This window comes from Stenotrophomonas sp. YJH_SMC_110 (assembly GCF_059369255.1).
Window position 1 is genome coordinate 802,180 of the sequence record NZ_JCAFSM010000001.1, and the last position, 24,638, is coordinate 826,817.

The window sequence follows — 24,638 nt, forward strand, 5'->3', positions numbered from 1 at the left end:
GTTGAAGATGCGCATGACCGCTGCTGTGCTGGGAGGAATGCTGCTGGCGTTCGCGAGCGTCGGCGCCGCCCGCGAAAGCGGCGTCGCCGGCGAGCGCCACGGCACGACGACGCTGGCCAGCGCCGCCGTGCGCGACGCAGGGCACCGCGACGCGCTGCGCTACACGGCCTGGTATCCGGCACAGGCCGGCAGCCGCGAAAACGCGCTGACCATCGGTCCTCCCGACGCGCCGCTGTTCGTCGCCGGCCGGTCGGCCAAGGATGCGCCGGTCGCGGGTGATCGCCTGCCGACCCTGCTGCTCTCGCATGGCAACGGCGGCAGCGCGCGCATGATGGGTTGGCTGGGCACGGCGCTGGCGCGGGCCGGGTATCTGGTGATTGCGGTGGATCATCCAGGCAACAACGGCGTTGACACCATGACCCTGCCCGGCAGCCTTCTGACCTGGTTGCGCGCCGATGACCTGCGTGCCGCACTGGCGGCCGTGCAAGCTGATCCGGTGCTGGGCCCGCATGTCGATCCTGAGCGCTTGGGGGTCGCCGGCTTCTCGGCCGGTGGCTACACCGCGCTGCTGGCAGCCGGTGCGCGACCGGACCTGCAGCGATTGCGGGACTTCTGCACCGCACATCCGGATGACGGCGTCTGCCGGCCCCAACAGGAGGCGGCAACGCACACGATGGAGGCGCGCGTTGCCGCTGCGGCGTCGCCCGAGCTGTCGCCATGGATGTCCCACGCCAACGACGCACGCGCCATTCCCGGCGTGCGCGCGGTGTTCCTGCTGGCGCCGGCAATCGTGCAGGCCTTTGCGCCCGAGCAGCTCTCCTCGCTGAAACAGCCGGTGTCGATCGTGCTGGGCCAGGCGGACACGGTCGCGCCACCACAGACCAATGGCGAGGCTGCGCGTGCGGTGATTGCGGGCGCTGCACTGCAGGTGCTGCCCGGTGTCGGCCATTACGATTTCCTCGCCGCATGCACCCCGGCCGGACAACAGCGGCTGCAGGACCTGTGCAGCACATCGGTGCCGAAGGCGCAGACCCACGCGCAGGCAGCGGACGCGGCAATACGGTTCTTCAACCATTCGCTGCGCTAGTGGCCGCCGGGCATCGCCCGGCGCTACAGTGGGCGCGTCCACGGAGAATCGATCATGCGCCTGCTGCACCTCACTCTGCCGGTATCCGACGTCGCTTCCGTGGCCACATATTTCCACGATGTGCTGCAGCAGCGCGTGGTCGGCAACCATGTGCACGTCGGCTGGAGCACCCTCGAACTTCAGCCTGCGGCGGGGCGTCCGGTGGGTGGCGTGCATCTGGCCTTCAACGTGCCGGACAACCGCTTCAGCGAGGCAATGACGTGGTTGCGTGAGCGCACGCCGCTGCAGCGCAATCCGGCGGGGCTGGACTACTTCGCGCTGGAGAGCAGCTGGCAGTCGCAGTCGGTGTACTTCACCGGCCCGGACGGCCTGATCCTTGAACTGATCGGCCGCCGCCGCCTGCCGGCCAGCGCTCGCGAAGGCGTGTTCCATGGCAGCGAGCTGACCTGCCTGAGCGAAGTCGGCCTGCCCAGCCGCGATGTCGAGGCCGTACGCGAACTGTCCAACCAACGTTTCGGCCTGCAGCCGATCAGCCCGGCTTCGCCGCAGTTCGCACCGATTGGCGACGACGAGGGCCTGCTGATCGTGGTCGCGGCCGATCGACGGTGGTTTCCCGAGCAGAAGGACCTGCCCAATGCGCAGGGGCTGTTGCTGCAGGTCGGCGACGTGGCTGGCCCCGGTGTCGTGGAGGACGTTGTGCTCGGCTGGCGGGTACAGGCAGCCTGAACTACCAGCTGCCCGACGCACCACCTCCGCCGCTGCGGCCGCCGCCTCCGGACCAGCTGCTGGAGCTGCTCGCAGACGAACTTGACGACGGGGTGCTGGACGCACTGCGGTGGCCGACGGATGATCTGCGGCTGCCGCGTGCCTTCTCACAGGGCAGCATGGTGAAAATCCAGGCGAAGTACAGCACGACCGTGCCGGCACTCCACCCGATCGTCGCGGCAAGGCGTGCCACCGGGTCGGCGCGATCAATGGCCAGCAGTGCGAAGAGCACGTAGCCAGCGGTCAGCAGCAAGAGCACTGCGAACCTCACCCCGAAGCTGCTGCGGTCCTTGTGCCAGCGCGCGCGGCACGCCTGCACGAGGAAGAACAGCAGCATGGCTACGATGCCTGCCGCCAGGTCCAGCAACGTGTGCAGGGCCAGACTGGGCGGCAACTGGCCACGCAGCATCATCACCACCAAGAACCCCGAACTGACCCCGAGCATGCCGAGCAGCACCACGCGCACACCTCGGCTGCGGCGCCAGCACCAGCCAAGCAGGCTCGCCACCGGTACGCACAACGCCAATACGATGCAGACCGCTGCCAATGCCTGGCGTGGCGCCCACATAGCCGCCGACAGCAGACCCGCGGCTACCACAGCCGTCACCAGCAGCGGGCGACCCCAGGCCGGCAATCGCTTCGGGCGCGCCTGCGGCGTGGTGACCTCGCGTGGCGCTCCACGCTGGCGCTCGCGATGCCTGCGTGCGAGGTCGTCCGGCATCCTGGCCGCGGGCGCCGAGGGCGGTGAGCGCCACAGACCCGCAAGGAAGCCGGCCAGCAGCGTCAGTGCAACCACGGAATCCGCGCTGCGCCAATCGGCCGGCAACACGTTGCGCATCGATGGCGCTTCCCAGGCCGGCAGGTCCTCGCCATCGATCAGCGCGACCACGACCTTCGTTCCATCCAGCAGGCCCTGGTCAAGGTCGCCATCGCGGAAACGCGGCACGATCGCCTTGTCGATGATGCGGGCGGCATAGGCATCTGGAATCGCACCCTCCAGACCGTAACCGGTCTGGATGCGTACACGGCGGTCCTGCACGGCCACGAGCAGCAGCACGCCATCGTCAACGCCTTCCCGGCCCAGCTGCCACTGGTCGAACACCCGCTGTGCGTAGGCCTCGATGCCCTCGTCGCCAGCATGGTCGACCACCAGCACCTGCAGCTGCGCGCCGGTGCGCGCCTGCAACTTGAAGGCCTGCGTGCGCAGTATGTCGCGGGTATCCGCCGAAAGTGCGTTGGCGGCGTCCACCACCGGGTCATCCAGCGCAGGGACCGCAGCACCGGCCATCACCCTTATCGGCAACAGGCACAACAGCATCAACAGCCATGCCGTGACCCGGGTGCACGTCGTCCTGCGCAGCATCTTCACGTGCCCTGCCCTGCCTCGATCCGCGCATGCAGCGCCTGCAGCTGCGCGACCGCCTGGTTGAACACCTGCAGATCGGCATCAACCAGCGCCGGCCAGTCGGGCGCGTGCCCCAGCAACTGCGCCACCTGCTCGGTCGGCGCACGATCAAAGCCTTCACCCAGCACCGCGAGATAGCGTTCACGGAACCCTGCCGGGTCGCGTTGATCCTGCACGAACAGCTGCACGGCCAGCAGCCCTGCATAGAGGTAGTTCACCAGATAGTTGGGGTCGTCATACATCAGGCGCTTGCCGATCCAGCCGTTGCACAGCTGCGGATAGCGCTCCGGGTCCTGACCGAAGCGCGCCAGCACCCGGCCGGTCAACGCGTCCAGGTCATCGGCGGTACCCAGCGTGTTGTCCGCCACGCCCTCGTAGATCGACTGCTCCAGCTGCGCCTCTTCGGAAGACGTGAACAGCTGCAGCACCATATCGTCCAGCAGTGACTTCAGGTAATAGGCCTTGGCCCGCGGGTCCTCTGCCTGCTGGTACAGCTGGTCGCGGAAGCGCAGTTCGTTGTAGATGGCAAAGGCCTCGGTCAGCCACTGGCTGCCATTGCGCTGCAGCGGCGAGGCATGGCCGCGCTGCATCCACTCACCGTGCATGGCATGACCGGCTTCATGGGCGATCTCGACATCGCTTTCCAGATCACCACGGCGCACGCCAACGAACAGCATTGCCGGCACGCCGGGAGCGCTTACCGAGAACGCGTCCTGGCTGCGGTCACCACGTTCGGTGGCCAGATCCATGCGCCGGTTGGCCGGATCGAGCAGCGCACGCAGCTCACTGACGTATGCCGGCCCCAGGTGCTGCATGGCATCGGCGGCATTGTCGCGCAGCTGCGCCAGCGTAAGTACCGGCGGCATATAGCCGGCATCGGGCAACGTGGTATCCCAGAGCTGCGGCGCATCGATGCCTGAACGCGCGGCGTGGCGCAGCAGCATGTCCTGGTAGGCGCGACGGTCCCGTGCATGGCGTTCGATCGCCTGCAGCGTAGCATCCACCGCCGATGCATCCAGGCCCATGCGCTGGTAGCCCCGCGCCGGTGCAGAACCATCGCCCTGCAGGCGCGCGGCGGCATCGTTCACCTGCACCAGGCCCAGAAGCACCGAGGCCATCGGCTCGCGGCGCGAGTGCAGGCCCTGCCAGTAACCCTTCCAGCCCGCTTCCCGCAACGCGCGGTCCCGCTGCTGGGCCAGTGCCTGCTTGTCGTGCCCGGTGTCCCAGTGCCGACCATCACGCTCGATCTGCGGGTACTCGGCACTGCGCAGGATCTGCCCACGCAGCCGTGCGAAACTGTCCAGCGCCGGATCGGCCAGGGCCTCCACGGCCTCATCCAGTGCGGTACTGGCCGGTGCTGCGGCGTCCTTCAGCGCACGCGCGCGCAGGAAGGCATACGGTGCTGCCCACGCCGCGTCTGCGGGCGCTTCGCGCAGCGCCGCGCGGCCGGTGTGGGCGATGCGGCTGCACAGCCCCATCACCTGGTCCAGCGCCTGCGTCGGGCGATGGTCACGGGCGTTGCGTGCGGCCTGCAGATGCAGATAGCTGTGATGGCGCAGGCACTGCGCCTGCAGTGCCTCGGCCTGATGGAAGCGTTGCGCAGGTGCAAGCGCGGAAGCCTGCTGCAGGGCCTCGACACGCTTGCCCAGCTCGCCGCGCGCGGCCTGTTCGGCTGCCGCACTGGCGAAGTAGGCGCTATCGTCGGCCGGCAGCGACTGCGCCTGGACGCCGGTGAAGGGTGCCATCGCCAGCATGACAGTCATGGTGGCGGTGATGGTGCACATCCTGCGAGCCTGCATCGGCGTCTCCCTGCCTGGATCAGGCTCCGAGCCTAGCAGCCCCCGCCCGGCCGCGCCTGTGCCGGGACAGGCATCAGATCGACTCATCCTCGCGCTTGACCAGCGTCCAGCAGGGCGACTGCGCGAAGGTGTAGGTCTGCTGGTCGCTGCTGTCCGGCGTGCGGATCTGTACCTGTCGTTGCCCATCGGCCAGCGTGCTGACCTGCATCTCGCGGCCCTGCCCGGCCAACGCGGCGGGATCGGGCATGACCGGCCACTCGACATCGGCCAGCGCCAGGCGGCTTTCCACCTTGCGCGGTTCCGGCTCGGCCTCGGCATCGATGTAGCTGTCCAGCAGCGGATCGGCGGTGGCTTTTTCCTGCAGCGCGATCTCGTTGCCGAAGTGCTTCAGGAACGCATCGAACTGCGAGTAGGGGCATTCACCGCTGGCAGGCACCGGTGCGGGCTGGACCGCTGCCGCCGTGGACGACGGCGCGGGATGTGCAGGCGCCACTTCCGTGGGCGTCACCTGGGGCTCGGGCGTGCAGGCAACCAGGGCCACGCCACAGGCAAGCATCAGCACGGCAGCGGAACGGTTTCGACGCATGGGCTCATCCTGAATCCGGTTGGGTCGTCCCATGCTACCGCGCGCCCTACAATTCCGGCACTCCGCCTGTCCGAGACTCTCCATGCGTCGCCTCCTGCTCATGATCGGCCTGCTGTTGCCCGCCCTGTGGCCAGCGCTGGCGATGGCCGTCGATGTCCACGAAGGCGATCTGCTGTTCGTCACCGCCGGCCGCAGCGGCCTAAGTGCGGCCATCGACGATGCCACCGGCAAGCAGGGCGCGCCCAGCTTCGATCATGTGGCCCTGGTCGCTGTGGCGCCAAACGGCTGGGAGGTACTGCATGCGGACGAGAAGGGATCGCGTCGGCAATCGCTGGTCGAGTTCCGCCAGAGCGCCCGGGCCAAGCAGCGGCAGATCGTGGTCTATCGCCTGCGGGCACCGCAGCAGGCGGCGATCAAGGATGCGGTCGCCACCGCGCGCATGATGCTGGGCAAGCCGTACAACACGTCGTATGTGTTGAACGAGGACAGCTACTACTGTTCCGACTTCATCGAGCGTGCGTTCCGTGCGCACCATGTGTTCGCGCTGCAGCCGATGAACTTCCGCAATCCGCAGACCGGGCAGATCGCACAGCATTGGGTCGATCTGTACCGCGGCATGGGCATGGAGGTGCCGCAGGATCAGCCCGGCACCAATCCCAATGACATGTCGGCCGCGCCGGTGCTGCAACGCATCGGCGTGCTGGAATAAGCGAAGCCCCGCGCGCGGCGGGGCTTCGGGGGTTGCCCAGGGTGGGTACCGACGTCACTCTTCCTCGTCCTGCCCACCTTGCTGCTGATTGCGCTGGTTGCGCTGCTGCTGTTCCTGCTGCTGTTGCTGCTGCTGGTCGCGGCCACGGCCCTGCTGCTGATCCTGCTGGTTCTGCTGGCCCTGCTGCTTCTGGTTCGGGTTCTGGTTCTGCTGTGCCATGTCCGATCTCCAAAGCCACGCGCGGAATGCGGTGGACGGGGCCATCGTCTGCAGCGAAGAGTTAATCGCGCGTTGGCGGACGGCTACACCTGTGTGTACGCGCGTGAATGAACGCGCAGAAGCCCTTGTGGCACAAGCGGCTGAAGGATTCATGCGGGTTCGGCATGTCCTCATGCCATCATCCATGCCGCGCGCATTCATGGCGCTTGCCGTCGGAAACCCGCGCTGAACGGGGCTGGTTTCATGACGCTCGCAGTGCAGCCAGCCCCGCAGTCAGGGCATCACCGGCGGCACATACGCCAGGGTCATGCCCAGCAGCCACAACAGGCCCAGCACCAGCGGGATGTGCACCAGCAATTGGATGAAGGTGAAGCCCACGATGTCGCGTGCCTTCAGGCCCAGCACGCCCAGCAGCGGCAGCATCCAGAACGGGTTGATCAGGTTGGGCAGGGCTTCGGCCGCGTTGTAGACCTGCACCGCCCAGCCCAGGTGCGCCTTCAGTTCGTTGGCGGCCTGCATCACGTACGGCGCCTCGATGATCCACTTGCCGCCACCGGACGGCACGAAGAAGCCCAGCACGGCCGAATAGACGCCCATCACCAGCGCGAACGAATCGGTGCTGGCCACGTGCACGAACAGGCTCGACAGCCGGTGCGCCAGGGTCTGCCCGTCACCACCAGCGGCGTGGGTGAGGATCATCGCGATGCCGCCGTACAGCGGGAACTGGATCAGCACGCCGGTGGTACTCGGCACCGCCTTGGCCACCGCGTTGAGGAAGCTGCGCGGGCGCCAGTGCAGCAGCAGGCCCAACGAGATGAACAGGAAGTTGTAGGTATTGAGGTTGGCGATGGCGGTGATCACCGGCTTGTTGGCGAACTCGTTGAACAGCCAGCCGAACGCCAGCAGCGAGAGCAGCACGGTCAGCAGCGGGCTGTATTCCAGCCATTCGCCCGGGCGCGTGCGTCGCTGCAGCGGTTCCGGCTCGGCCTGTGCAGCACCGGGGAACGCCTCGGCGGTACGCGCACTACCCGCCGCGGGTGCCGTCAGCCAGGCGATCAGCAGCGAGACCAGGATCAGCACCGAGGTCAGCGCGATCGACTGCCACAGGAAGATGGTTTCGGTGAACGGCAGCACGCCGGTGATCTCCACCAGCCCCGGCGGCATGCTGGCCGGGTTGGCCTGCAGCTGTGCGGCCGAGGAACTGAGCCCCATTGCCCACACCGCACCCAGGCCGAGGTACGCCGAAGCACCGGCGGCGCGGTAGTCCATGCGCAGTTCGGTACGACGGGCCAGCGCACGCACCAGCAGGCCACCGAACACCAGCGAGAACCCCCAGCTGAGCAGCGAGGCGAGCATGCTGACCAGGCCCACGTACACCACCGCACCGCGGCCGGTACGCGGCACCCGGGCCAGGAAGTCGATGAAGCGCGCGACCACCGGCGCGGTGGCCACGGCGTAGCCACCGATGACCACGAAGGCCATCTGCATGGTGAAGGGAATCAGGCTCCAGAAGCCGTCACCGAAGGCGCTCGCGGTGGCCTGCGGGGTCGAGCCGAAGCCCATCGCGGCCAGCGCGACGATGACCACGCCCAGCACCGCGAACACATACGCATCGGGGAACCACTTTTCCGCCCAGGCGGCCGAACGCAGCGCTGCGCGCGCCATCCAGCCGTCCTGTACTGCTGCCGTCGAGGCCATCGCCTACCCTCCCAGGTTCGATGGATCGATTCTGGGCGGTGGGGTGCAGGCTGTCAGCCACCTATTGGTCGTAGGTGGCGGGGTCGGATCCCTCTCCACAGGAGAGGGCTCTGACCCCGAGCCGGGTATCGGCGCGGCAGAAGGGTCAGAGCCCTTTCCCACAGGAAAAGGGATCCGACCCCGGGCAATCAACGCAGCGCCAGGTCCGCGGCGATGCCGGCAAACAGCGCGGCACCCACCCAGTTGTTGTGCAGGAACGCCTTGAAGCACGGGCCGCGTTCGCGGTTGCGGCAGATCCAGAACTCGTACACCACCAGCGCGGTGGCCACGGCCACGCCGGCCAGGTAGTACCCGCCCAGCCCGCCGCGCACGCCGACCAGCGCCATCGTGGCCAGGAACAGTGCGTACAGCACGCCCTGGATGACCAGGTCGAGATCACCGAACAGGATCGCGGTGGAGTGCGAGCCCATCTTCAGGTCGTCCTCGCGGTCGACCATGGCGTACCAGGTGTCGTAGGCGGTGGACCACAGGATGTTGCCGGCATACAGCAGCCAGCCCAGCATCGGCACCTCGCCCTGCACGGCGGCGAACGCCATCGGGATGCCCCAGCCGAACGACATGCCCAGGTAGACCTGCGGCAGATGGGTGTAGCGCTTCAGGTACGGATAGCTGGCAGCCAGGAACACGCCGATGAAGCTCAGGCCGATGGTCAGCCCGTTCAGGGTCAGCACCAGGCCGAACGCCACCAGCATCAGTACGGCGAACAGCGCCAGCGCGGCGCGGCCGCTGATCGCACCGGTGGCCAGCGGGCGCGCCTTGGTGCGCTCCACATGCGGGTCGAGCCAGCGGTCGGCGTAGTCGTTGATGACGCAACCGGCCGAGCGGGTCAGCCACACGCCGGCGGTGAACACGAACAGCGTCCACAGCGGCGGCAGGCCGCCCGCGGCCAGCCACAACGCCCACCAGGTGGGCCACAGCAGCAGCAGCGTGCCGATCGGGCGATCAGCGCGCATCAGACTCCAGTAATGCCGCCAACGCGGCGTCGCCGGCGACTGCGGCGAAGTGAGGGGGGTATCAGCCATGGCGATAGGATACTCCTGCCCCTCCGGCACGGCTTTGCCCGTGGGGGGAGATTTGTTCGGCGAAACTGGATAGAATGCCGGTCCCGCACCGCTTCATGGCGCTGCGATGCCCGCCCCGGCACCGGCCGACGGCGCGGCGGTTCTACAACGCGCCCGTAGCTCAGCCGGATAGAGTAGTGGCTTCCGAAGCCATTGGTCGGGGGTTCGAATCCCTCCGGGCGCGCCATCTTCCCCTGTGTTGCCTGCACGCCGCCAGCCCGCGCTGGACGTTGCCACGTGCTTCATCAACACTGCGCGCATGACGCCACCGGATCTGCTGAAGCTGGCCGCGGGTGCTGCGATTCTCGGCCTGGCCACCTTGTCCACCGGCGTGAGCGTCGGTCGCACATCGCGTGGGAACCCGCTGCTCACCGCATTCCTCGCCTGTTTCGCCGCCGCCAATCTGTTCGGATTGGTGCTGCTGGGTGGCCAGGCCTGGCTCTCGCCCGACGCCGTGCGCTGGCTGCGGGTCATCGAAGTGCCTCTGGTCTATCTGCTCGGTCCACTGCTGTATGGCCATGCGCGTGCGCTGCTGACACCCGCGCAGGCCGCTGCAACACCCTTGCCGCTCGCGCATCTGCTGCCGGCTGGCCTCGCGTTCGCCATTTCCCTGTTGAACGCACTCGCGCCTTTCGAGGCCTCACCGCTGGGCGATGTGCTGTTCCAGCTCAGTTTCCACGGCTGGCTGCTGCAAGGGTGCTCCCTACCTGCTGGCCGCGCTGTGGCTCTCGCTGCGTGCGCCGCCCGCCTCGCCCGGAGCCGCCATCCAACGCAGCGGACTGCGCGGGCTGGCGATCGTGATGGCGGGATGCTGGCTTGCCAGCGCAATGAACCGGTGGCCGCCGGACGCTGCTCCACTGCTGGCCAGCATCGGGCTCAGCCTGCTGACCACCATGGGCATGTACCTGCTGGCGTGCCGGGTCGTACGCCAGCAGCTGCGCGTACGTGCGGGCACTGCGGCACCCATCATGGTGGACATGACCGCGTCCGCCGAGGATACGACCCACGCACGCTACGAGCGCTCGGGCATCGACGCAGCACAATGCGCGGCCATCGCCAGCGCGCTGACCGCATTGATGCAGGACGAACGCCTGCATGAAGCGCCCGGGCTGGATCTTCAGACCCTCAGCCAGCGCAGCGGCTGGTCACCCAACCAGGTCTCGCAGGCGCTCAACCAAGGGGTGGGCCAGAGCTTCTCCGAGTTCGTGAACAGCTTCCGCGTCGCTGCCGCGAGGGCGTGCCTGTCCGATCCGTCCGACCTCCGCAGCGTGCTGGACATCGGCCTTGCCGCCGGCTTCGGCAGCAAGTCGACCTTCAACAGCGCGTTCAAGCGCGCCACCGGACAGACGCCGAGCGAGTACCGCCGCCTCACCGCGTCCAACTGAACGTCCAATCCTTCACGCCCGGTCGAATATCCCCGGTCCGGGCGCTGCCATCACCTCCTGACCCAACGAAGGAGGTGAGGCGATGCGTTTGCGATGGATGCTAGGTGGCCTGCTGTGGATGCTGGCGGTTCCGGCACACGCCGCGGGGGTGGATGCTGCCGATGTGCTGGCCAAGGCCCGCGTAGCCAGTGGTGGCGAGCAGTGGCTGTCGGTACAGCGTCTGCAGGCGGTGGGCGAGCAGTCGGTGGGCGGCCTGCACGGGCGCTGGCAGCTCAACCAGGACCTGCGTGCCGGGCGCTATGCCGAACAGGCGCAACTGGGAGACTTCACCGTCGCGCAGGGCTTTGATGGGCAACTGTCCTGGCGGCGCGACTATGGCGGCGAGGTCGGCCTGCTGGATGGCACCGTGCCACGTCGGACCGCGCGCACGCAGTCGTGGCTGGCGACCCGTGCCTATTGGTCCAACGCCTATCCGACCACGCACTTTGCCGCGCCCCGCACCGAGGCTCTGGATGGCCGGCGCTATACCGTCCTGGCCACGAAGCCGGAGGGCGCCGACCCGATCGAGCTCTGGTTCGATAGGGGCAGCGGCCTGCTCGGCCGCGTGGTCATTGCATCCGCTCGCACACCCACCGCCACCGCACTGGAGGACTACCGGGCGGTCGAAGGCCTGTTGCTGCCCCATCGCATCATCACCGACACCCTCGATGCCCGGGGCCGTGCTGATCCGCGACTGCGCAGCGATGTACAGGTGCAGCGCTACCAGGTGGATGGCCCGGTAACAGACACCGTGTATGCACCGCCAATGATGGCCCATGACAGCTATATCGAGGATGCCAGCGGCACCACCCGCATTCCGTTCGACCTGATCAACAACCATGTCTACATCGAGGCCGAAGTGGACGGACAGCCGGCGCGATTCCTGGTGGATACGGGCGCCATCAATCTGCTGACACCGACCGCCGCCAAGCGCCTGGGGCTGACCACCACGGGCCGCCTGAGCGTGCATGGTGCCGGCGACAACGCCAGCGACCTGGGCCTGGCACAGGCCCGCCACCTGCGCATCGGTGGCGCGCACCTTGCAAACCCGGTGTTCCACATCATCGACCTCGGCCAGCAGATCAACTCGATGGGCGTGCCGCATGATGGCTTCATCGGCTACGAGACCTTCCTGCGCTTCGTCACCACCTTCGACTATGGCGCGCGCGTGCTCAGCTTCACCCTGCCGGGCCACTACCAGCCGCCTGCCAACGCGGTGGTGCTGCCGTTCGAACAGGATGACCGCGCGCCGGTACTGAATGGCGAGCTTGACGGCATCCTGCTTCGCCTGTGGCTGGACACCGGCTCACGCAACTCGCTGAGCCTGAGCAGTCCGTTCGTGCGTACCCATGGTCTGTTGGAGAAATACCACGCCAGTGAGGAGGCGGTGCTTGGATGGGGCCTGGGTGGCGCGGGGCGGGCGCGACCTGCCCGGCTCGGTGTGCTGCGCATGGGCGATATCAAGGTCACTGGTCTGGTCGGTGATCTGTCCAGCACTGACAAGGGCGCGCTGGCCCTGGCCGACTACGGCGCGATCCTGGGTGGCGGCGTGCTGCGGCGCTTCTCGATGGGCATCGACTACGGTGCCAAGCGCCTCTATCTGGTACCCAATACCGAAAGCACGCAGGCCGATGCCTTCGATCGCAGCGGGCTGTGGCTGCAGGCTGAACACGATGCACTGCGTGTGGCCGATGTGGCGCCGTCCAGCGCCGGGGCACGCGCTGGGCTGCGCAGGGATGATCGCATTGTCATGGTTTCAGGCGAGCCGATTGCCACGCGGATGCTGGCGAACTGGCGTGCGCTGTTGCGTGAGCGTCCGGTTGGGACGCGCGTGGGCATCCGTTATCTGCGCGATGGCCGGCAGGTGGATACCGATCTGGTACTGGCGGACCGGGTGGCTGCGGGATGGCGTGCCGATTGAGTCAGAACTGGCGCTATCCCTGCGGAGCACCCGCCACTCACGTGGCGGATGCTCACGCACCACAAAGGCAGTTCCAACTATTTGTCTCTTAAGAAGTTCCTCGGCCGAGCACCAAGTCTGATGATTTTTCGCGCTGCACCAAGGTAGAAGTCACTGAATACAAATGAGAAGGCGGCAGCTGTATAGAAGACAAGTAGTGCCCCAGGAATGGGAATCGCGCGAACGAAGCTATCGCATTCGAGGTTGCGGGCGACCAGCAACCCAATCATGAACATCTCGGCCAGGAAAGCCATAGCGAATGCGAATCGCACTCGCCCAACCTCAACCGACAGAATTCCCCTCCCCGCCAGTTCGAACTTGGAATACACAAGCAGCACCAGCAATGCGAAAAAAAGAGCAAACATGACTGCTGGAGAGTACCCAACGACTGGACAGCCCATATTCATCATGGACGCAATCAGCGCGCAGCAGATCGCCAACGCTCCAACTGCAGCTGCGCCCTTCATGCACCTTATGAAAATCAGTTCGCGGGACATTGGCATTTGCTGTAGTTTGACCTCAGATACCGAGCTGGTGCTGGCGGGCCGCGTGGCTGCGGGATGGCGTGCCGATTGAGATCGCGCAGACCGCTGTGGGGCACCCGCTGCGCATGCAGTGGGTGCCGCTGAGCGGGGGTGACCGAGAATCTCGCACAGCGGCGGCAACGTCAGGGAATGAATGACGCGGTGCGATGTTCGCAACCGGCTGCATCCCGTACCACGATGGAGTACTCCGTGTCCGCACTGGATTGGCCGGGCAGGAACACGCCATCACCATCGAACAAAACGCTCTGCTGTTCACCCTGCCCGATCGACAGCCCGATCGCTCCCGGTGTGATTTCCTCAAGGATCACGTTGTAAGGTCGCCAGGCATCCTCGCCTTTACGCCTCATCTCTGCGCGAGCGGTCCTTGAGTTCAACCTGCGTCTCTCATCCACCCACAGCTGAAGCGGCTGATCAGCGTTGTGGGTGATCTGGAAGCGCCCGTAGGTCAGTCCGTCGACTCTCTCGGTGCCGACGTAGGTGAAATGGGCCGGTGGACACTTCGTGGTGCGGTTCGGATGCGCCGCACAGGATGTCAGTGCAACCACGAGGCAAAAGGCAGTCAGGCGCTTCATGGGTTCGAGGCCTGATGTGGGTTGTTGTCGCGGCGGCATGCGACGGTGAGGGCAACCAGCACTACGCCCCAGAGCGGCGTGAGCAGCACGACGCTCATCACCATCAGCGAAACCGCTACCTGCCAGAGCAGCGATGGCCTGAATCCGCTGAATCTATAGGCTTCCAGTACAAGCACCACGACCTGGGCCAGAAGGCCCGCAAGCAGCCCCAAGCCAGCCCCCTTGGCAAGCCGCCTGATCGTCAGGCGGCCAGCGGCGGGAACCCGTGCGCCAATTCCCAGCAACAGAAGGCTGACGGCCCATACAGCCAGAAGAAAACCTGATGTGAGTCGAAGGCGTAAAGCGCCCTGCCCACAAAGTGCAGGAACAGCCAGAGTGCTCCACACGACACCGCGTAGGCCAGCCCGTACCGAAGAATCTGCCTGGCTTTCATCTTGTACCTCTCCGAGGGCGTGCAGGCCGATCGCGTTCTTTGGTGGAGGAGCGCGGGAGCTCATGCACCTTGCATCCCGCTTGGCGCCCTACTCGCGCAACGCATCGCGCAGCGCTCGAGAGTACCTGCCTGCCTCCAGCGTTCGCAGCTGGGCCAGTGGAATCCGATACCTCCTGAACAGTGCGGCCAGTTCTCTTGCAAGCCCCTGGAGCGGAGCGCGTCGAACAATATTGATGAGACCTTTTCCAAGGTATCCAAATTCATCTTCATACTAGACGCCGAATTCGAGTTTATTAAGGCCAGGCTGGCACTGAGAAGAAGATTGCGACTGCCGGCCCACAGCGGGCATCTGCGCCCCCCAACAGTGGAGGTCATACGGAGAATATCTGAAAATCACTATCTGCATATTTCCCGCGCCCTGCCGAGAACTGCCGCGCTTGCCCGTCCGACTTCGAGCTTTCGTATCAATCCAGCACATTCAGGCCGATCCCCAGTTTTCGCTCCATAGATCACGGGCTCACCCTTCCTATCTACTCCGTCCAAATAGAGCACTGCGCAATCACCAGCGATCGTACCAATGCGCACCGCACGAACCTTCTCGATACTGGCGTCTGGACCGGCTGCACCCTCGCACATCCCACCGTAATACGCACTACTCAGTTCCGCGTAGATGGGTTTCAGCTGCAGCTCCCCTAAGCGGTCATTCTCGCATGCGCTCAGGGCGAGCACACAGACGGACGCGACAGACAAAGCGCGCAGGAAGAAGCCTTTGGCATCGAGAGAACTCTTGAGCAACCCCGATTTCCTTTGACTGTTTTCCATTACCTCCCCAGAACGATCTGCTCGAACGCATTGGTCGCGCTGCGCCGATCTCCCTTGCGGTTGCCGAGCGCGCCATTGGTCGCACACCTGGCGTCATCCGCCAGGCAGTAGGCGGAGCTCGGCGCTTCAGCGCACTATAGCGCCGCCGAGCATCGACCGAATACATTGGCGGGCTTCTCCCGAAGGCTCACGGCAACCACCCGTTGCTTCTGCTCACCGCAGCCCCCCATCACCCCATACATGATGAGAAGTCCCTTGTCGTTGACGTAGCCGATGAACTTGCCCCTACTTTCATCCGAAGCGGCCCTGACGAAGTAGACGCTCTCCCCGGGCGCTGGCTTCAGGTCACTCAACGGCATTGGACCGATCTTCCCTTTAACCTCTGATGCCGATACCACGGCCAGCGAATGCTTCAACATCCACTCCGCAATGGCTGCTTCACTATCAGGATCAAGCGTGGAAATGCGGTCAAGCGGCAGAGTCGTTGAATTGCCAGGGAAAATCGCATCGGACGAAACATCTACCCAGTCCGACTTCCATTCCGTATGTTGAAACTGGTGAATGCTGCAGCCCCCTAGCATTGGCAAGAGCAGCACCGCTGCACGCAAGATACCAGCCTTCGGCATAGACATGAAAGCCCCAGAAAGGGCCGGCCAAATGCTAATTATCATCTGCAACCCGTTCTGCAAAATGATCTATGATTTGTACCTCGTGCCCAAGATGGCATGTCATTTCTTGACTTCCCTATCATGGGCTGGCGCTTGGCGTGTCGCTACTCTGCCCCGGGTTTGCGGCAGCGTGCGTAGTCGAAACACCCGGCCTGCGCGCATAACTGTAATCGGGATCCCGGCAAGCGCGCACGATCGGACTTCGTGCGTGCCTGATCGCGCCGGGGAACCAGCACAGCACCAGCACCACCGCACAGATCATTCCCAGCCGCGCCCATTCACCCGCGACACTGGCCCCGATCAGCGGCAATGCTGCCACCAGGATGATGACCTGTGTGTACAGAAGATAGAGCGTGTACGTGCCCAACCGCGGGTCTGAACGAAGCTCGACGCGACACCCCCGGCAGGACGTCTTCGCTTGACGCTTTCCAGCAAATCGCAGGGGGAAGCTCTGTCCGCTAGCGCCACAAAGTGGGCAGATGAAGGTCATCAGGCGCATCGGTAGAACCTCTTTTCGGAAGTTTCCATCACCAGGCTCCATCTGCGGCGTCGACCATACGCACCACATCATCAAACCTTGGGTCCTGGCACATCATCTCCAGTGGTGTCCGATCAAGCTCATTTTCGGCGTGTGGGTCTGCACCGCACCAGAGGAGATAGGCTGCTGCCGCAACGCTGCCATGTGCCACCGCGCTTGCCAGCGGCGTCAGATCAAGATCACCACGCACATCGATGTTGGTCACGAAGGGCATCAATGCGCTGAGGAGGGCCACATCGTTGTAATAGGCCACCACATGCAGGGACGTGTCCTCATAGGCCCCTTGGGTCTCCGGACAAGTCAGCACCGTATCGCCGAAGTCAGTGTCGACACTGAGCCGGGAAAGCAGTTCGCTGAGTACAGGATCGATGATGTTCATCGGGCTGCACGCACGGTAGAGCCCATTGCGTTGGCCCGATGGTGATCCGTCCTGTAATCCATCCCTCCGTCAGCTCCGTGTCGACCTAGATGCCCCGCAGCCCGCACCCACTCAAGCCAGGCGGAGCGTGCGTCGTGGAGCGATACCCTCAACAGATCACTCCGCACCCACGATGGATTCGCGTGGAAATGAAAATTCCGTCCCCATCCGGCGTATCCGTCTGCTGTTGCCCCCGGTGATCGATAGCTCGATCGCCCCGGGAAGCTCTGCTCAGGAATCATGATTTGACAGGAATCAACCGGCCTTCCCAAGTGCCCTCTACTAGAAGTGCAATCTCTGCGCCGACAGAGGCCTCAATGAAGACCAAGGTGTCACCATCGACAATTTCCCGGGCAGCCACTGGGTCTAGACCAAGGAGGAAGCAACACCGCTGGAATTCAAAGGAATCATCCTTTCGATTGAAGACCTTAAGATCGAGCACGACATTCTGGCTAGAGAAACCATCAATGCTCGCCTTCCTGACTCGACCAAAGACCAAATCATAGGATCCCTGCACAGAGTCATCGAACAGAGAAACAGTCACTCCGGACACCGGATCAAGACGAATTCCAGCTAACTGGAGATCATGAATATCAATACTCACAAGTTCCTTCTCTTTGGCCAATGCTACAAGCTGGCTCAACAGCTGCAATCTCTGCCCCGCCCGCAAGCACACCAACAGAACGCTCGCAAATGAAATTCCCACTTCCCTATTCCCGCCTCAGACCCACTCACTTAAGAATCTTCAAAGCGCTCCTGAGCACCCTCCGAAGACCTTGGCAGGCCTCTTATTCAGGCTCACAGCAACCACTTCGATGCACTTGCTCCCCACAACGTCCCATTACCCCGTACAAGATGAGAATTCCATTGTCATTCCCATCTATTGACATACGACCGGTAGCCGAAAGCCCACGCCCATCCTCTGCGCACCATGTGAGCCTGGGGACTTAGTGCGTAGCTGGACGTTGTTAGCCCTCAATCGGCAAGTGACCTCTCTCTCCCTATCGTTTACTACCGCATCGTTGAGCTGCTATGCGGGCCGCTTGCTCAAGTTCAGAGTCCGCGCCTCTCACCCCCTTCAACGCGGCACTCTTGAGCCATGCGTATGCCTCACTTGATGACGCGCAGTCCTTCTTGTCCTTCAACATGAAGAACACGTTGTACTGTGCAATCGGGTGCCCCAGTGCTGCGGCATAGACAAGCCACATGTGGGAGCTGCCAGCCGTGCCTCTGCCCTCAAAGTGGCGTGAGATTCGAAACGCTGCCTCAGCGTCGCCCGCGTCTGCGCGGCCAGTCAACGCAAGTAGCTGCTTATCATCAAGCTCAGCGCCACTATCCGTCGCGATCGAGCCGTCAAGCTCAACCACCGGCCTTTCCGGCTGAGGGGGCACCTGTGCATTTACATACCCTGCACCCACCAGATACAGGAGAAGACCAGTCTTCTTGAACATGCTCATTTGACCCCACCCTCCTTCATGAAATTCACCCACTCTCCAGGATTGCTTTTATCTTTCTTCCCTTCAGGTGTTTTTCCATAGTTTCCTTGATCCGGATACAAAGGATCGTTCTTTGCCCAGGTGTACTCGGTAGGCGCCTGAATCGTCATATTCAGCGCCTTAGATAGCTGCTGAGCTGGGATCGGCCCACCATTTACCGACTTACCTGTTCGACAGGAATAGAGCCTGATATACAGATACTTTGAAAGATCTGCATCGCGTCGAATTGACTGCGCCAGCGATTCAACAGACATGCTTCTACCATCCGGCCCTATGAAGTTATTTCCGTTGTGGTGAATGCTAATGGTAAGCATATTCGGGGGCGACGGAATCATTTTATTGCCCAGATAAGAATCAGGATTGTCGTGGGGTGGAATATAGTTTAGGTCGGTGAGCCCGTGAGGGTCGACCCGCCTTGCCGGGGAAGCGCTAGCGTACCCATAGGTCGAGATCCCCCCCATCAACCCAATCGGATCACTCTGCGAATACCGCCCCACAGCCGGGTCGTATTCACGCTGGTAGTTGTAGAACAACCCACTCGCATCCGTCGCCTGCTGGCCCGGGAAGCGCAGCGCCAGCTCGAACGCCACTCCATCACCATCCGGGTCGGTACTCGGAATCTGGTTGCCGAACACCTCGCTCTTGTTGCTCCACTCCCAGATCGAGACATTCCGTACCGGATCGATCACCACGCGCGGCGTGCCCAGATGATCCGGCTGCACGTAGGCCAGTTCAGGCACGCCGGTAGCCGGCATGTTGATCAACGCCACCGGGTAGTTGTCCAGCCAGATCGCCTGCTGCTGCGCCTGGCCCGTGGCCGAGTAGTTGCCCAGCCTCTGCCCTGCTTCGTCGTACAAGGTGATCTGCGCTGCGCCACCGGCCGGGGTACGCAGCACGCGCTCACCGCGATGATTGTAGGTGTAGCTTTCCAGTACGGCATTGCCCTGCTTCACCGCGTTCATGCGGTTGGCATCGTTGTAGATGAACGACTTGCCGCCGATGCGGGTGGTGTTGCCCACCGCGTCATGGTCGCGCGCTTCGCCGTCCACGGCGGTCAGCCGGTGGCTGGTTGCGGGATAGGTGTAGCTGGCCGTGCCTGCCGAGGTGGTCAGCGCGGTGCGATTGCCGGTGGCGTCATAGGCATAGGTTTCGATCGGCGTGCCGGTCGTACCGTCCTGGGTCTGGGTCAGGCGACCCACCGTGTCGTAGGCGTACTGGGCCAGCACCGTCGAGCCTGCGCCGTTCTTCAGCTCGGTGACCGAACCGACCGGGTCATAGCCGTAGCCCAGCGACAGGCCGCCTGCGGCTGGGTCATGCACCGCCTGCGGGCGGTAGTCGAGGTCCAACGGACGCTGCAGCTGGCGGCCGTTGCCGTAGGTCCAGCCGGTGGCCGGGCCGAAGGCCGCGTAGGTCACGTTGTTCACCACGATCTGGCGCGCCTGGCCGGGGCGGGTCAGGCCGATCTGACTGATGCGGCCCTGGGCATCACGCACGTAGTCGGCCACGCTGCCGTCGGGGTAGGTCAACGCAGTCAGGCGACCCGACTTGCTGTAGGCGTAGCGCAGCGTGCTGGCGACACCATTGATCGTCTGCACTTTACGGGTGACCTGGCCGAAGCGGTCGTGGCAGTACTGGGTGCTGCCATTGGCATGCAGCACCTGCCCAAGCCGTCCCTTGGCGAAGCGCTCGTCGGCGGCACAGGCGGCAGGCGCCACGTCATAGCTGTAGCCCACGTCCAGATTGGGGTTCGGATAGGCGATGCCGATCAGGCGGTTGAGCCCATCGTAGTGATAGGTGGCGGTGACGCCGCGTGCATCGGTGGCCGTCTTGCGGTTGCCGGCGGCGTCCACGGTGAAGCTGCTGGCGCCACTGTCCGGGCTGACCTGCCCGGTCAGGTCACCGAACCCGTTGTAGGCATAGGTCGTATGCAGGCCCTTCGGGTCGGTGACCTGGGTGACCTGGTCCAGCGCGTCGTACTGGCTGCGGATCTCCGCCGCGACGCCACCAACGTCCTGCAGGATTTGCGCCAGGCGGTTGAGCGGGTCGTACTGCTGGCTGGTCACGCGCTGCAGTGCGTCGGTCACCGTCTGCGGGTTGCCGTTGGCATCGTAGGTAAAGCCGGTAGCGTGATTGCCTGCGTCCTTCAGTGCGGTCAGCTGGCCGAGTGTGTTGAACGTCCGTGCCAGGGTACGGCGCAGCGTGCCGCCTGCATCCAGCGTGTCTTCCTTGAGGCGATTGCCGGCGTTGTCCAGCGCATAGTGAATGGTGTTGCCCGCACTGTCCGCGATATCCGTCAGCCGCTGGGCGGCGTCGTAGACATAGGTGACGCTGCTGCCGTCAGGCTCGGTGACCTGTTGCACCTGGCCGGTCGGCCAGTAGCTGATCTGGGTCACCCGATCCTCGGCTGTGGTGGCACCGCGCACGGTGACCGAGGTCGGCCAGCCGCGCGCATGGTAGGTGTAGTCGGTGACCACGCCGTTGGCATCCTTGACCGACAACGGCCGTCCGAACGCGTCGTAGGCCAGAGTCTCGACCGTCTGGCCCAGCGCATTGGTCACGCTGCGCAGGTCGCCCTTGCGATAACTGCAAGCACCATTGGCCGCGCATCCCGCGTCGTCCGCAGTGTAGTAGGCATAGGTGGACACATCCGCCACATCACTGCGTGGGCCATCCACGCTACGCAGCAGTCCCACCAGCGGGCACTCCGGCCCTTCGGCCTCACAGTAGGTCTGCGTGGTGATGCGGGTATCACCGGTCACCCTGTCGCGCACGGTGATGGTGGTCGGCTGGAGGCGTGCATTGCGCGCGATGCGGATCTCACGGTTACCGACGGTCTGCTGCACCAGCCGATTGCTGTCCATGGCCACGCGCGTTTCGCTGACGCGCTGATCCGGAGTACCGGCCGCTTCGGTGGTGGTGGTCACGCTGACGGTGCCTGCGACAGCGTCGCTGGCCTCCGCATAGGCGTAGTTGGTGACGACACCACGGCGGTCGGTCGCCGACTGCAGCCGACGCCGGAAATCGGTGCCCTCGGGCAGATAGGCGTGTGTGATGCTGCCATTGCTTTCGGTGATGCCATTGACCTTGCGCGGAAGGCCACTGCTGCCGGTGGCAGTCAATGCGTACGTACTCTGCTTGCCCAGCGCGTCGGTGACGATGGTGGTGCCTGCCGGGGTGTACTCCAGGCGCACGCCATCAATGCCCACGTCGGCTTGACTGCAATCACCGGAATGGCGGCTGCAGCTGACCCGCCCCTTGGCGTCATAGCCAAACCAGCTGTAGCGCCGGGTGTCTTCGGCGGTCACGCCGGTCAGGTAGCCCGGGAAGCGTGTGTCCTCATAGTGGTATGTACGGCTGGCGCCGTCTGCATAGGTCGCAGTGGTCAGCTCGCCAGCAGGAGAGTACGTGTAGCTCACCACAGGCTGGCCGGCGACCACCAGGGCCGAGATCAGCGAATCGTCGCCCGGCGCGAGATACTGGACGTCTACGCGCCGACCGGTTGAATGGGTGATGCTGAGCAGGCGACCACGGCTGTCGTGTGCATAGGTCAGCGACGTTCCGTCTTCGAAATCGCGGCGCTGCATCAAGCCATCAGCATCAAAATGAATGCGCTCTCCGGCACGTGAGAGTTGCCAGTTGGTGCCCTGCTGGACCGCGCGATCGCCGCTTCCGTCCATGGCTTCGTAGCTTGCCCCCACTTTCTGGAATGCGGTCTGCCCGCCATCGGCGCCGATCAGCCCAACTTTCAGTTCGGGGCTGGGAGGGAAGGTGGAATCGTCTACGCCTGCGGTAAGCCGCAGGTTGTGGGAATGGGTCCAGCCCGTGCCCAACGCGCCGCCCGCCGTGCTTGTCAGGGAGTGATAGTGGCGTTGGAAGCTCACCCATCCAAGGTTGAGATCCGGCTCAGGCTGGGATTTATCGCCAGTGGTCGGGTCACACGGGTTACCAACAGGACACTGCTGCGGCGGCAGCGGCGCGCTTGTGTAGGAGAGCATGGGCGACATGTGCGGCTCGTCCTGCTGGACCAGTGAGCACATCTGCAGGGCCTCATTCCACGTCAGGGACGGTCGATTCGGACAAAGCGCCGTTCTGGCCCGGCGCACACGCTCCCACCCCACTATCGACGAGCATTCTTGGGTGCTCTGATGATAGAAGTTCAAGGTGTAATGGAAATCCTTCTCCTCGTTGGTGACGCTACCGTCGTCGCCCCTGCCAAGTCCAAGGAGCTCCACCCAAGGATCCTCCGTGAGTGAAGTCGCCGGGCACTGCGGGTCGCTGACGCGGGTAGCGAGGATCACGCTACGAATCTGATCTTCGGAGGAGTACTCCTGCCCTGAGTGGATGTAGACCCAGTCGGTAGTAACGATCTTCTCGGGTCTCACCCGGTAGTCGTAGATGACCTTCTTTCCAAGGACGCGTTGGCGTTTGACATGCCAATCGAAGGGTTTGTCCTTTTCGTACTGGGAAAAGAGCGACTTGATGTCCTTCTGCACCGCCGCTTCGGTGGCTCGCGGCTGGCCCATCGACAGGTAGCTCTCCCACTTCTTCTGCACCTCCTGCGCCTGCGCAGCCCAAGGAGCCAAGCTCCCTAGCGCGATCATCGCCAGTGCGGCACACGAAATGGTCTTCAGTCGTTCCAACATCCCTGTTCTCCTTCCTGGACGAACGCAGCACCGGCAGGAACGAGAACGTGGGGCTAATGCCTCGCCACGTCATGCTTCGGATCGTCCCTGGTCCGGAATGCGGCCTGACCGCACGGGGAACGTTATCTCCGATGTGGTTTACACATTCAAGTCAGAAACTGTGGAGTGGGTCGGATTTCAGAGTTTTCTGATGCAGGAGGGCGTGTCGAAAATGCAGCCGAGCGTGGGCTCGGCTCTACAAGGCGAATGCTTCCAGAAACAGAAACACCGGGCAGTGCCCGGCGTCTCCGTCACAGCGTGGAAGGGTGTAAACCTCAATACTTACCGTCGAACGCGAAGATCGGCTTGCGCGTCTTCCACGCACCAGCAGTAAAGTCCGGGAACTCCAGCGTCTGGAAGCTGTTGGCGATCGACTGCTCGCTCAACGGGGTGATCGCACTCCAGGTCACCGCGTCGTAGATGTCGATCGGCATCGGTGCCTTGGCCTTCAGTGCTTCAACAAATGCATGGATGACGAACCAGTCCATGCCACCGTGGCCGGCGCTGGCGGCGGTGTCGGCATTCTGCTTCCACAGCGGGTGTTCGTACTCATCCTGGTACTTCTTGAACTCCTCCCACTGGTGCGGCGGGCTGCGGCCTTCGATGTGGATCGAATGGTTGACGTCCATCCACAGGCCCTTGGTGCCCTGCACGCGGAAGCCCATCGAGTACGGGCGCGGCAGCGAGGTGTCGTGCTGCAGCAGGATGGTCTCGCCGTTCTCGCAGGCCAGCGTGGTGGTGACGATGTCGCCCAGCTTGAACTTCACCTTGGTGCTGGGGTGGGTGGTGCCGCCACTCTTGGCCACGGTGTATTCGTGCAGGCCACGCGCCTTGGTCGCGAAGGCGTTGATGTGAGTGAAGCGGTTGCCACGGTTGATGCCGGTGTACATCGCGCATGGGCCGATGCCGTGGCTGGGATACAACTCGCCGTTGCGCTCCACCGAATGCTCGGTGCGCCAGCGTGCTTCGCTCCAGCCCTTGGGACCGAACTCCACGCCGCTGTCGTAGGGCTGGTTCGAGTCGCCGGAATTGAACTTCACGCCGCGCAGGTCGTGCTGGTAGCCGGCCTGCAGATGCACCAGTTCGCCGAACAGCCCCTGGCGCACCATCTGCAACGCCGCCATCACGTCGCGACGGTAGCAGACGTTCTCCAGCAGCATGTACGGGGTGCCGGTACTCAGCTGGGTCTTCAGCACGTCCCAGTGGTCCTGCAGGGTGATGCCGGCCACCACTTCGCAGCCGACGGCCACGCCGGCCTGCATCGCGGCTATCGACATCGGTGCGTGGTATTCCCACGGCGTGGCGATGATCACGCCATCGATGCCCTTCTGTTCCAGCAGGCGCTTCCACGCGTTGGTGTCGCGGTCCTGGCCATAGGTCTTCGGCGCGGGCTTGCCGGCCTTCGCCACCATCTCTGTGGCACGGCCCAGCATGATCGGCTCGATGTCGCACAGGGCAACCACTTCGACGTCGTCGCGACGCACCAGCTCCTTCAGCAGCACCAGCCCGCGCATGCCGGTGCCGATCATGGCCAGACGCACCTTGCGTCCGCGTGCCCAGGCGGGGGTCTGCGGCAGCAGGCTGCTGGCGGCAACAGCGGCACTGGCCGCGATGAATTCCCTACGCTTCATGGCAAACATCTCTCCTCTTGGCAGCGTGCCGGCCGCAGCCGGCACGCCAGGTCACGCAAA

Annotated in this window: 20 protein-coding genes and 1 tRNA gene; 6 read left to right on the forward strand and 15 right to left on the reverse strand. The window is 64.2% G+C overall.

Annotated features, from left to right (window positions below):
- Positions 1-7: 7 nt before the first annotated feature.
- Positions 8-1,087 carry an alpha/beta hydrolase family protein gene (locus tag AC5P6H_RS03625; RefSeq protein ID WP_346601279.1) on the forward strand — a complete coding sequence of 360 codons (1,080 nt, stop codon included), beginning with the start codon at positions 8-10 and terminating at the stop codon, positions 1,085-1,087.
- 54 nt (positions 1,088-1,141) lie between these two features.
- A complete protein-coding gene (locus tag AC5P6H_RS03630; RefSeq protein ID WP_495202319.1) occupies positions 1,142-1,813 on the forward strand; it encodes a VOC family protein in 672 nt (223 codons plus the stop codon).
- Position 1,814: 1 nt separating this feature from the next.
- Here the strand turns inward: AC5P6H_RS03630 and AC5P6H_RS03635 are convergent, their stop codons facing one another.
- The 3 genes from AC5P6H_RS03635 to AC5P6H_RS03645 form a co-directional block, all read right to left on the reverse strand.
- The gene (locus AC5P6H_RS03635) at positions 1,815-3,215 is read right to left on the reverse strand and encodes a TPM domain-containing protein (protein ID WP_346601289.1); all 1,401 of its coding nucleotides are present in this window, start codon (positions 3,213-3,215) and stop codon (positions 1,815-1,817) included.
- 2 nt (positions 3,216-3,217) lie between these two features.
- Complete coding sequence (locus tag AC5P6H_RS03640; RefSeq protein ID WP_111205647.1) at positions 3,218-5,056, reverse strand: M3 family metallopeptidase; 1,839 nt, start codon at positions 5,054-5,056, stop codon at positions 3,218-3,220.
- 73 nt (positions 5,057-5,129) lie between these two features.
- Positions 5,130-5,642 (reverse strand): hypothetical protein, encoded by a 513-nt coding sequence (locus AC5P6H_RS03645; RefSeq protein WP_032958753.1) that lies wholly within the window; start codon positions 5,640-5,642, stop codon positions 5,130-5,132.
- 82 nt (positions 5,643-5,724) lie between these two features.
- Between AC5P6H_RS03645 and AC5P6H_RS03650 the strand changes: the two genes are divergently transcribed.
- Entirely contained in the window at positions 5,725-6,351 is a 627-nt protein-coding gene (locus tag AC5P6H_RS03650; protein ID WP_041863935.1) for a YiiX/YebB-like N1pC/P60 family cysteine hydrolase, read from the forward strand.
- Between the two features lie 54 nt (positions 6,352-6,405).
- On the opposite strand, the gene AC5P6H_RS03655 is transcribed toward AC5P6H_RS03650, so the two are convergent.
- From AC5P6H_RS03655 to ubiA, 3 genes are all read right to left on the reverse strand, one after another.
- Positions 6,406-6,570, reverse strand: coding sequence for a hypothetical protein (locus AC5P6H_RS03655; RefSeq protein WP_005414774.1), 165 nt, complete (start codon positions 6,568-6,570; stop codon positions 6,406-6,408).
- 273 nt (positions 6,571-6,843) lie between these two features.
- A complete protein-coding gene (locus tag AC5P6H_RS03660; protein WP_181454184.1) occupies positions 6,844-8,268 on the reverse strand; it encodes a short-chain fatty acid transporter in 1,425 nt (474 codons plus the stop codon).
- A gap of 188 nt (positions 8,269-8,456) precedes the next feature.
- Positions 8,457-9,350 carry a 4-hydroxybenzoate octaprenyltransferase gene (gene ubiA / locus AC5P6H_RS03665; protein ID WP_014648747.1) on the reverse strand — a complete coding sequence of 298 codons (894 nt, stop codon included), beginning with the start codon at positions 9,348-9,350 and terminating at the stop codon, positions 8,457-8,459.
- 149 nt (positions 9,351-9,499) lie between these two features.
- Here ubiA and AC5P6H_RS03670 point away from each other — a divergent pair.
- The 3 genes from AC5P6H_RS03670 (at position 9,500) to AC5P6H_RS03680 (ending at position 12,734) form a co-directional block, all read left to right on the forward strand.
- Positions 9,500-9,576 (forward strand) — tRNA-Arg (locus AC5P6H_RS03670).
- Positions 9,577-10,216: 640 nt separating this feature from the next.
- Positions 10,217-10,774, forward strand: coding sequence for a helix-turn-helix domain-containing protein (locus tag AC5P6H_RS03675; RefSeq protein WP_288496586.1), 558 nt, complete (start codon positions 10,217-10,219; stop codon positions 10,772-10,774).
- 82 nt (positions 10,775-10,856) lie between these two features.
- Positions 10,857-12,734 carry an aspartyl protease family protein gene (locus AC5P6H_RS03680; protein ID WP_164109649.1) on the forward strand — a complete coding sequence of 626 codons (1,878 nt, stop codon included), beginning with the start codon at positions 10,857-10,859 and terminating at the stop codon, positions 12,732-12,734.
- A gap of 77 nt (positions 12,735-12,811) precedes the next feature.
- On the opposite strand, the gene AC5P6H_RS03685 is transcribed toward AC5P6H_RS03680, so the two are convergent.
- From AC5P6H_RS03685 to AC5P6H_RS03725, 9 genes are all read right to left on the reverse strand, one after another.
- Positions 12,812-13,270 carry a hypothetical protein gene (locus AC5P6H_RS03685; protein ID WP_100450744.1) on the reverse strand — a complete coding sequence of 153 codons (459 nt, stop codon included), beginning with the start codon at positions 13,268-13,270 and terminating at the stop codon, positions 12,812-12,814.
- A 170-nt stretch (positions 13,271-13,440) separates the two neighbouring features.
- Positions 13,441-13,890 carry an adhesin gene (locus AC5P6H_RS03690; protein WP_100450745.1) on the reverse strand — a complete coding sequence of 150 codons (450 nt, stop codon included), beginning with the start codon at positions 13,888-13,890 and terminating at the stop codon, positions 13,441-13,443.
- Positions 13,887-14,387 (reverse strand): hypothetical protein, encoded by a 501-nt coding sequence (locus tag AC5P6H_RS03695; RefSeq protein WP_229653722.1) that lies wholly within the window; start codon positions 14,385-14,387, stop codon positions 13,887-13,889. The genes AC5P6H_RS03690 and AC5P6H_RS03695 overlap by 4 nt, the downstream gene beginning before the upstream one ends.
- A gap of 892 nt (positions 14,388-15,279) precedes the next feature.
- On the reverse strand, positions 15,280-15,777 hold the full coding sequence (locus AC5P6H_RS03700; RefSeq protein WP_241887295.1) for a hypothetical protein: 498 nt from the start codon (positions 15,775-15,777) through the stop codon (positions 15,280-15,282).
- Positions 15,778-16,340: 563 nt separating this feature from the next.
- A complete protein-coding gene (locus AC5P6H_RS03705) occupies positions 16,341-16,730 on the reverse strand; it encodes an ankyrin repeat domain-containing protein (protein ID WP_241887294.1) in 390 nt (129 codons plus the stop codon).
- Between the two features lie 277 nt (positions 16,731-17,007).
- Positions 17,008-17,412, reverse strand: coding sequence for a hypothetical protein (locus AC5P6H_RS03710; RefSeq protein WP_141098646.1), 405 nt, complete (start codon positions 17,410-17,412; stop codon positions 17,008-17,010).
- Positions 17,413-17,770: 358 nt separating this feature from the next.
- Positions 17,771-18,226, reverse strand: a complete 456-nt coding sequence (locus AC5P6H_RS03715) for an SEL1-like repeat protein (RefSeq protein WP_049420889.1) — start codon at positions 18,224-18,226, stop codon at positions 17,771-17,773.
- Positions 18,223-22,908, reverse strand: a complete 4,686-nt coding sequence (locus tag AC5P6H_RS03720; RefSeq protein ID WP_346601283.1) for a DUF8616 domain-containing protein — start codon at positions 22,906-22,908, stop codon at positions 18,223-18,225. The genes AC5P6H_RS03715 and AC5P6H_RS03720 overlap by 4 nt, the downstream gene beginning before the upstream one ends.
- Positions 22,909-23,222: 314 nt before the next feature.
- Positions 23,223-24,578, reverse strand: a complete 1,356-nt coding sequence (locus AC5P6H_RS03725; RefSeq protein WP_288496584.1) for a Gfo/Idh/MocA family protein — start codon at positions 24,576-24,578, stop codon at positions 23,223-23,225.
- Between the last annotated feature and the right edge of the window lie 60 nt (positions 24,579-24,638).

Excerpts from the sequence above, each read along its gene's own strand:
- AC5P6H_RS03625 (WP_346601279.1), top strand. The coding sequence starts at position 8 with ATGCGCATGACCGCTGCTGTGCTGGGAGGAATGCTGCTGGCGTTCGCG.
- AC5P6H_RS03630 (WP_495202319.1), top strand. The coding sequence starts at position 1,142 with ATGCGCCTGCTGCACCTCACTCTGCCGGTATCCGACGTCGCTTCCGTG.
- AC5P6H_RS03635 (WP_346601289.1), bottom strand. The coding sequence starts at position 3,215 with ATGCTGCGCAGGACGACGTGCACCCGGGTCACGGCATGGCTGTTGATG.
- AC5P6H_RS03640 (WP_111205647.1), bottom strand. The coding sequence starts at position 5,056 with ATGCAGGCTCGCAGGATGTGCACCATCACCGCCACCATGACTGTCATG.
- AC5P6H_RS03645 (WP_032958753.1), bottom strand. The coding sequence starts at position 5,642 with ATGCGTCGAAACCGTTCCGCTGCCGTGCTGATGCTTGCCTGTGGCGTG.
- AC5P6H_RS03650 (WP_041863935.1), top strand. The coding sequence starts at position 5,725 with ATGCGTCGCCTCCTGCTCATGATCGGCCTGCTGTTGCCCGCCCTGTGG.
- AC5P6H_RS03655 (WP_005414774.1), bottom strand. The coding sequence starts at position 6,570 with ATGGCACAGCAGAACCAGAACCCGAACCAGAAGCAGCAGGGCCAGCAG.
- AC5P6H_RS03660 (WP_181454184.1), bottom strand. The coding sequence starts at position 8,268 with ATGGCCTCGACGGCAGCAGTACAGGACGGCTGGATGGCGCGCGCAGCG.
- ubiA (WP_014648747.1), bottom strand. The coding sequence starts at position 9,350 with ATGGCTGATACCCCCCTCACTTCGCCGCAGTCGCCGGCGACGCCGCGT.
- AC5P6H_RS03675 (WP_288496586.1), top strand. The coding sequence starts at position 10,217 with ATGAACCGGTGGCCGCCGGACGCTGCTCCACTGCTGGCCAGCATCGGG.
- AC5P6H_RS03680 (WP_164109649.1), top strand. The coding sequence starts at position 10,857 with ATGCGTTTGCGATGGATGCTAGGTGGCCTGCTGTGGATGCTGGCGGTT.
- AC5P6H_RS03685 (WP_100450744.1), bottom strand. The coding sequence starts at position 13,270 with ATGTCCCGCGAACTGATTTTCATAAGGTGCATGAAGGGCGCAGCTGCA.
- AC5P6H_RS03690 (WP_100450745.1), bottom strand. The coding sequence starts at position 13,890 with ATGAAGCGCCTGACTGCCTTTTGCCTCGTGGTTGCACTGACATCCTGT.
- AC5P6H_RS03695 (WP_229653722.1), bottom strand. The coding sequence starts at position 14,387 with ATGAGCTCCCGCGCTCCTCCACCAAAGAACGCGATCGGCCTGCACGCC.
- AC5P6H_RS03700 (WP_241887295.1), bottom strand. The coding sequence starts at position 15,777 with ATGTCTATGCCGAAGGCTGGTATCTTGCGTGCAGCGGTGCTGCTCTTG.
- AC5P6H_RS03705 (WP_241887294.1), bottom strand. The coding sequence starts at position 16,730 with ATGAACATCATCGATCCTGTACTCAGCGAACTGCTTTCCCGGCTCAGT.
- AC5P6H_RS03715 (WP_049420889.1), bottom strand. The coding sequence starts at position 18,226 with ATGAGCATGTTCAAGAAGACTGGTCTTCTCCTGTATCTGGTGGGTGCA.
- AC5P6H_RS03720 (WP_346601283.1), bottom strand. The coding sequence starts at position 22,908 with ATGTTGGAACGACTGAAGACCATTTCGTGTGCCGCACTGGCGATGATC.
- AC5P6H_RS03725 (WP_288496584.1), bottom strand. The coding sequence starts at position 24,578 with ATGAAGCGTAGGGAATTCATCGCGGCCAGTGCCGCTGTTGCCGCCAGC.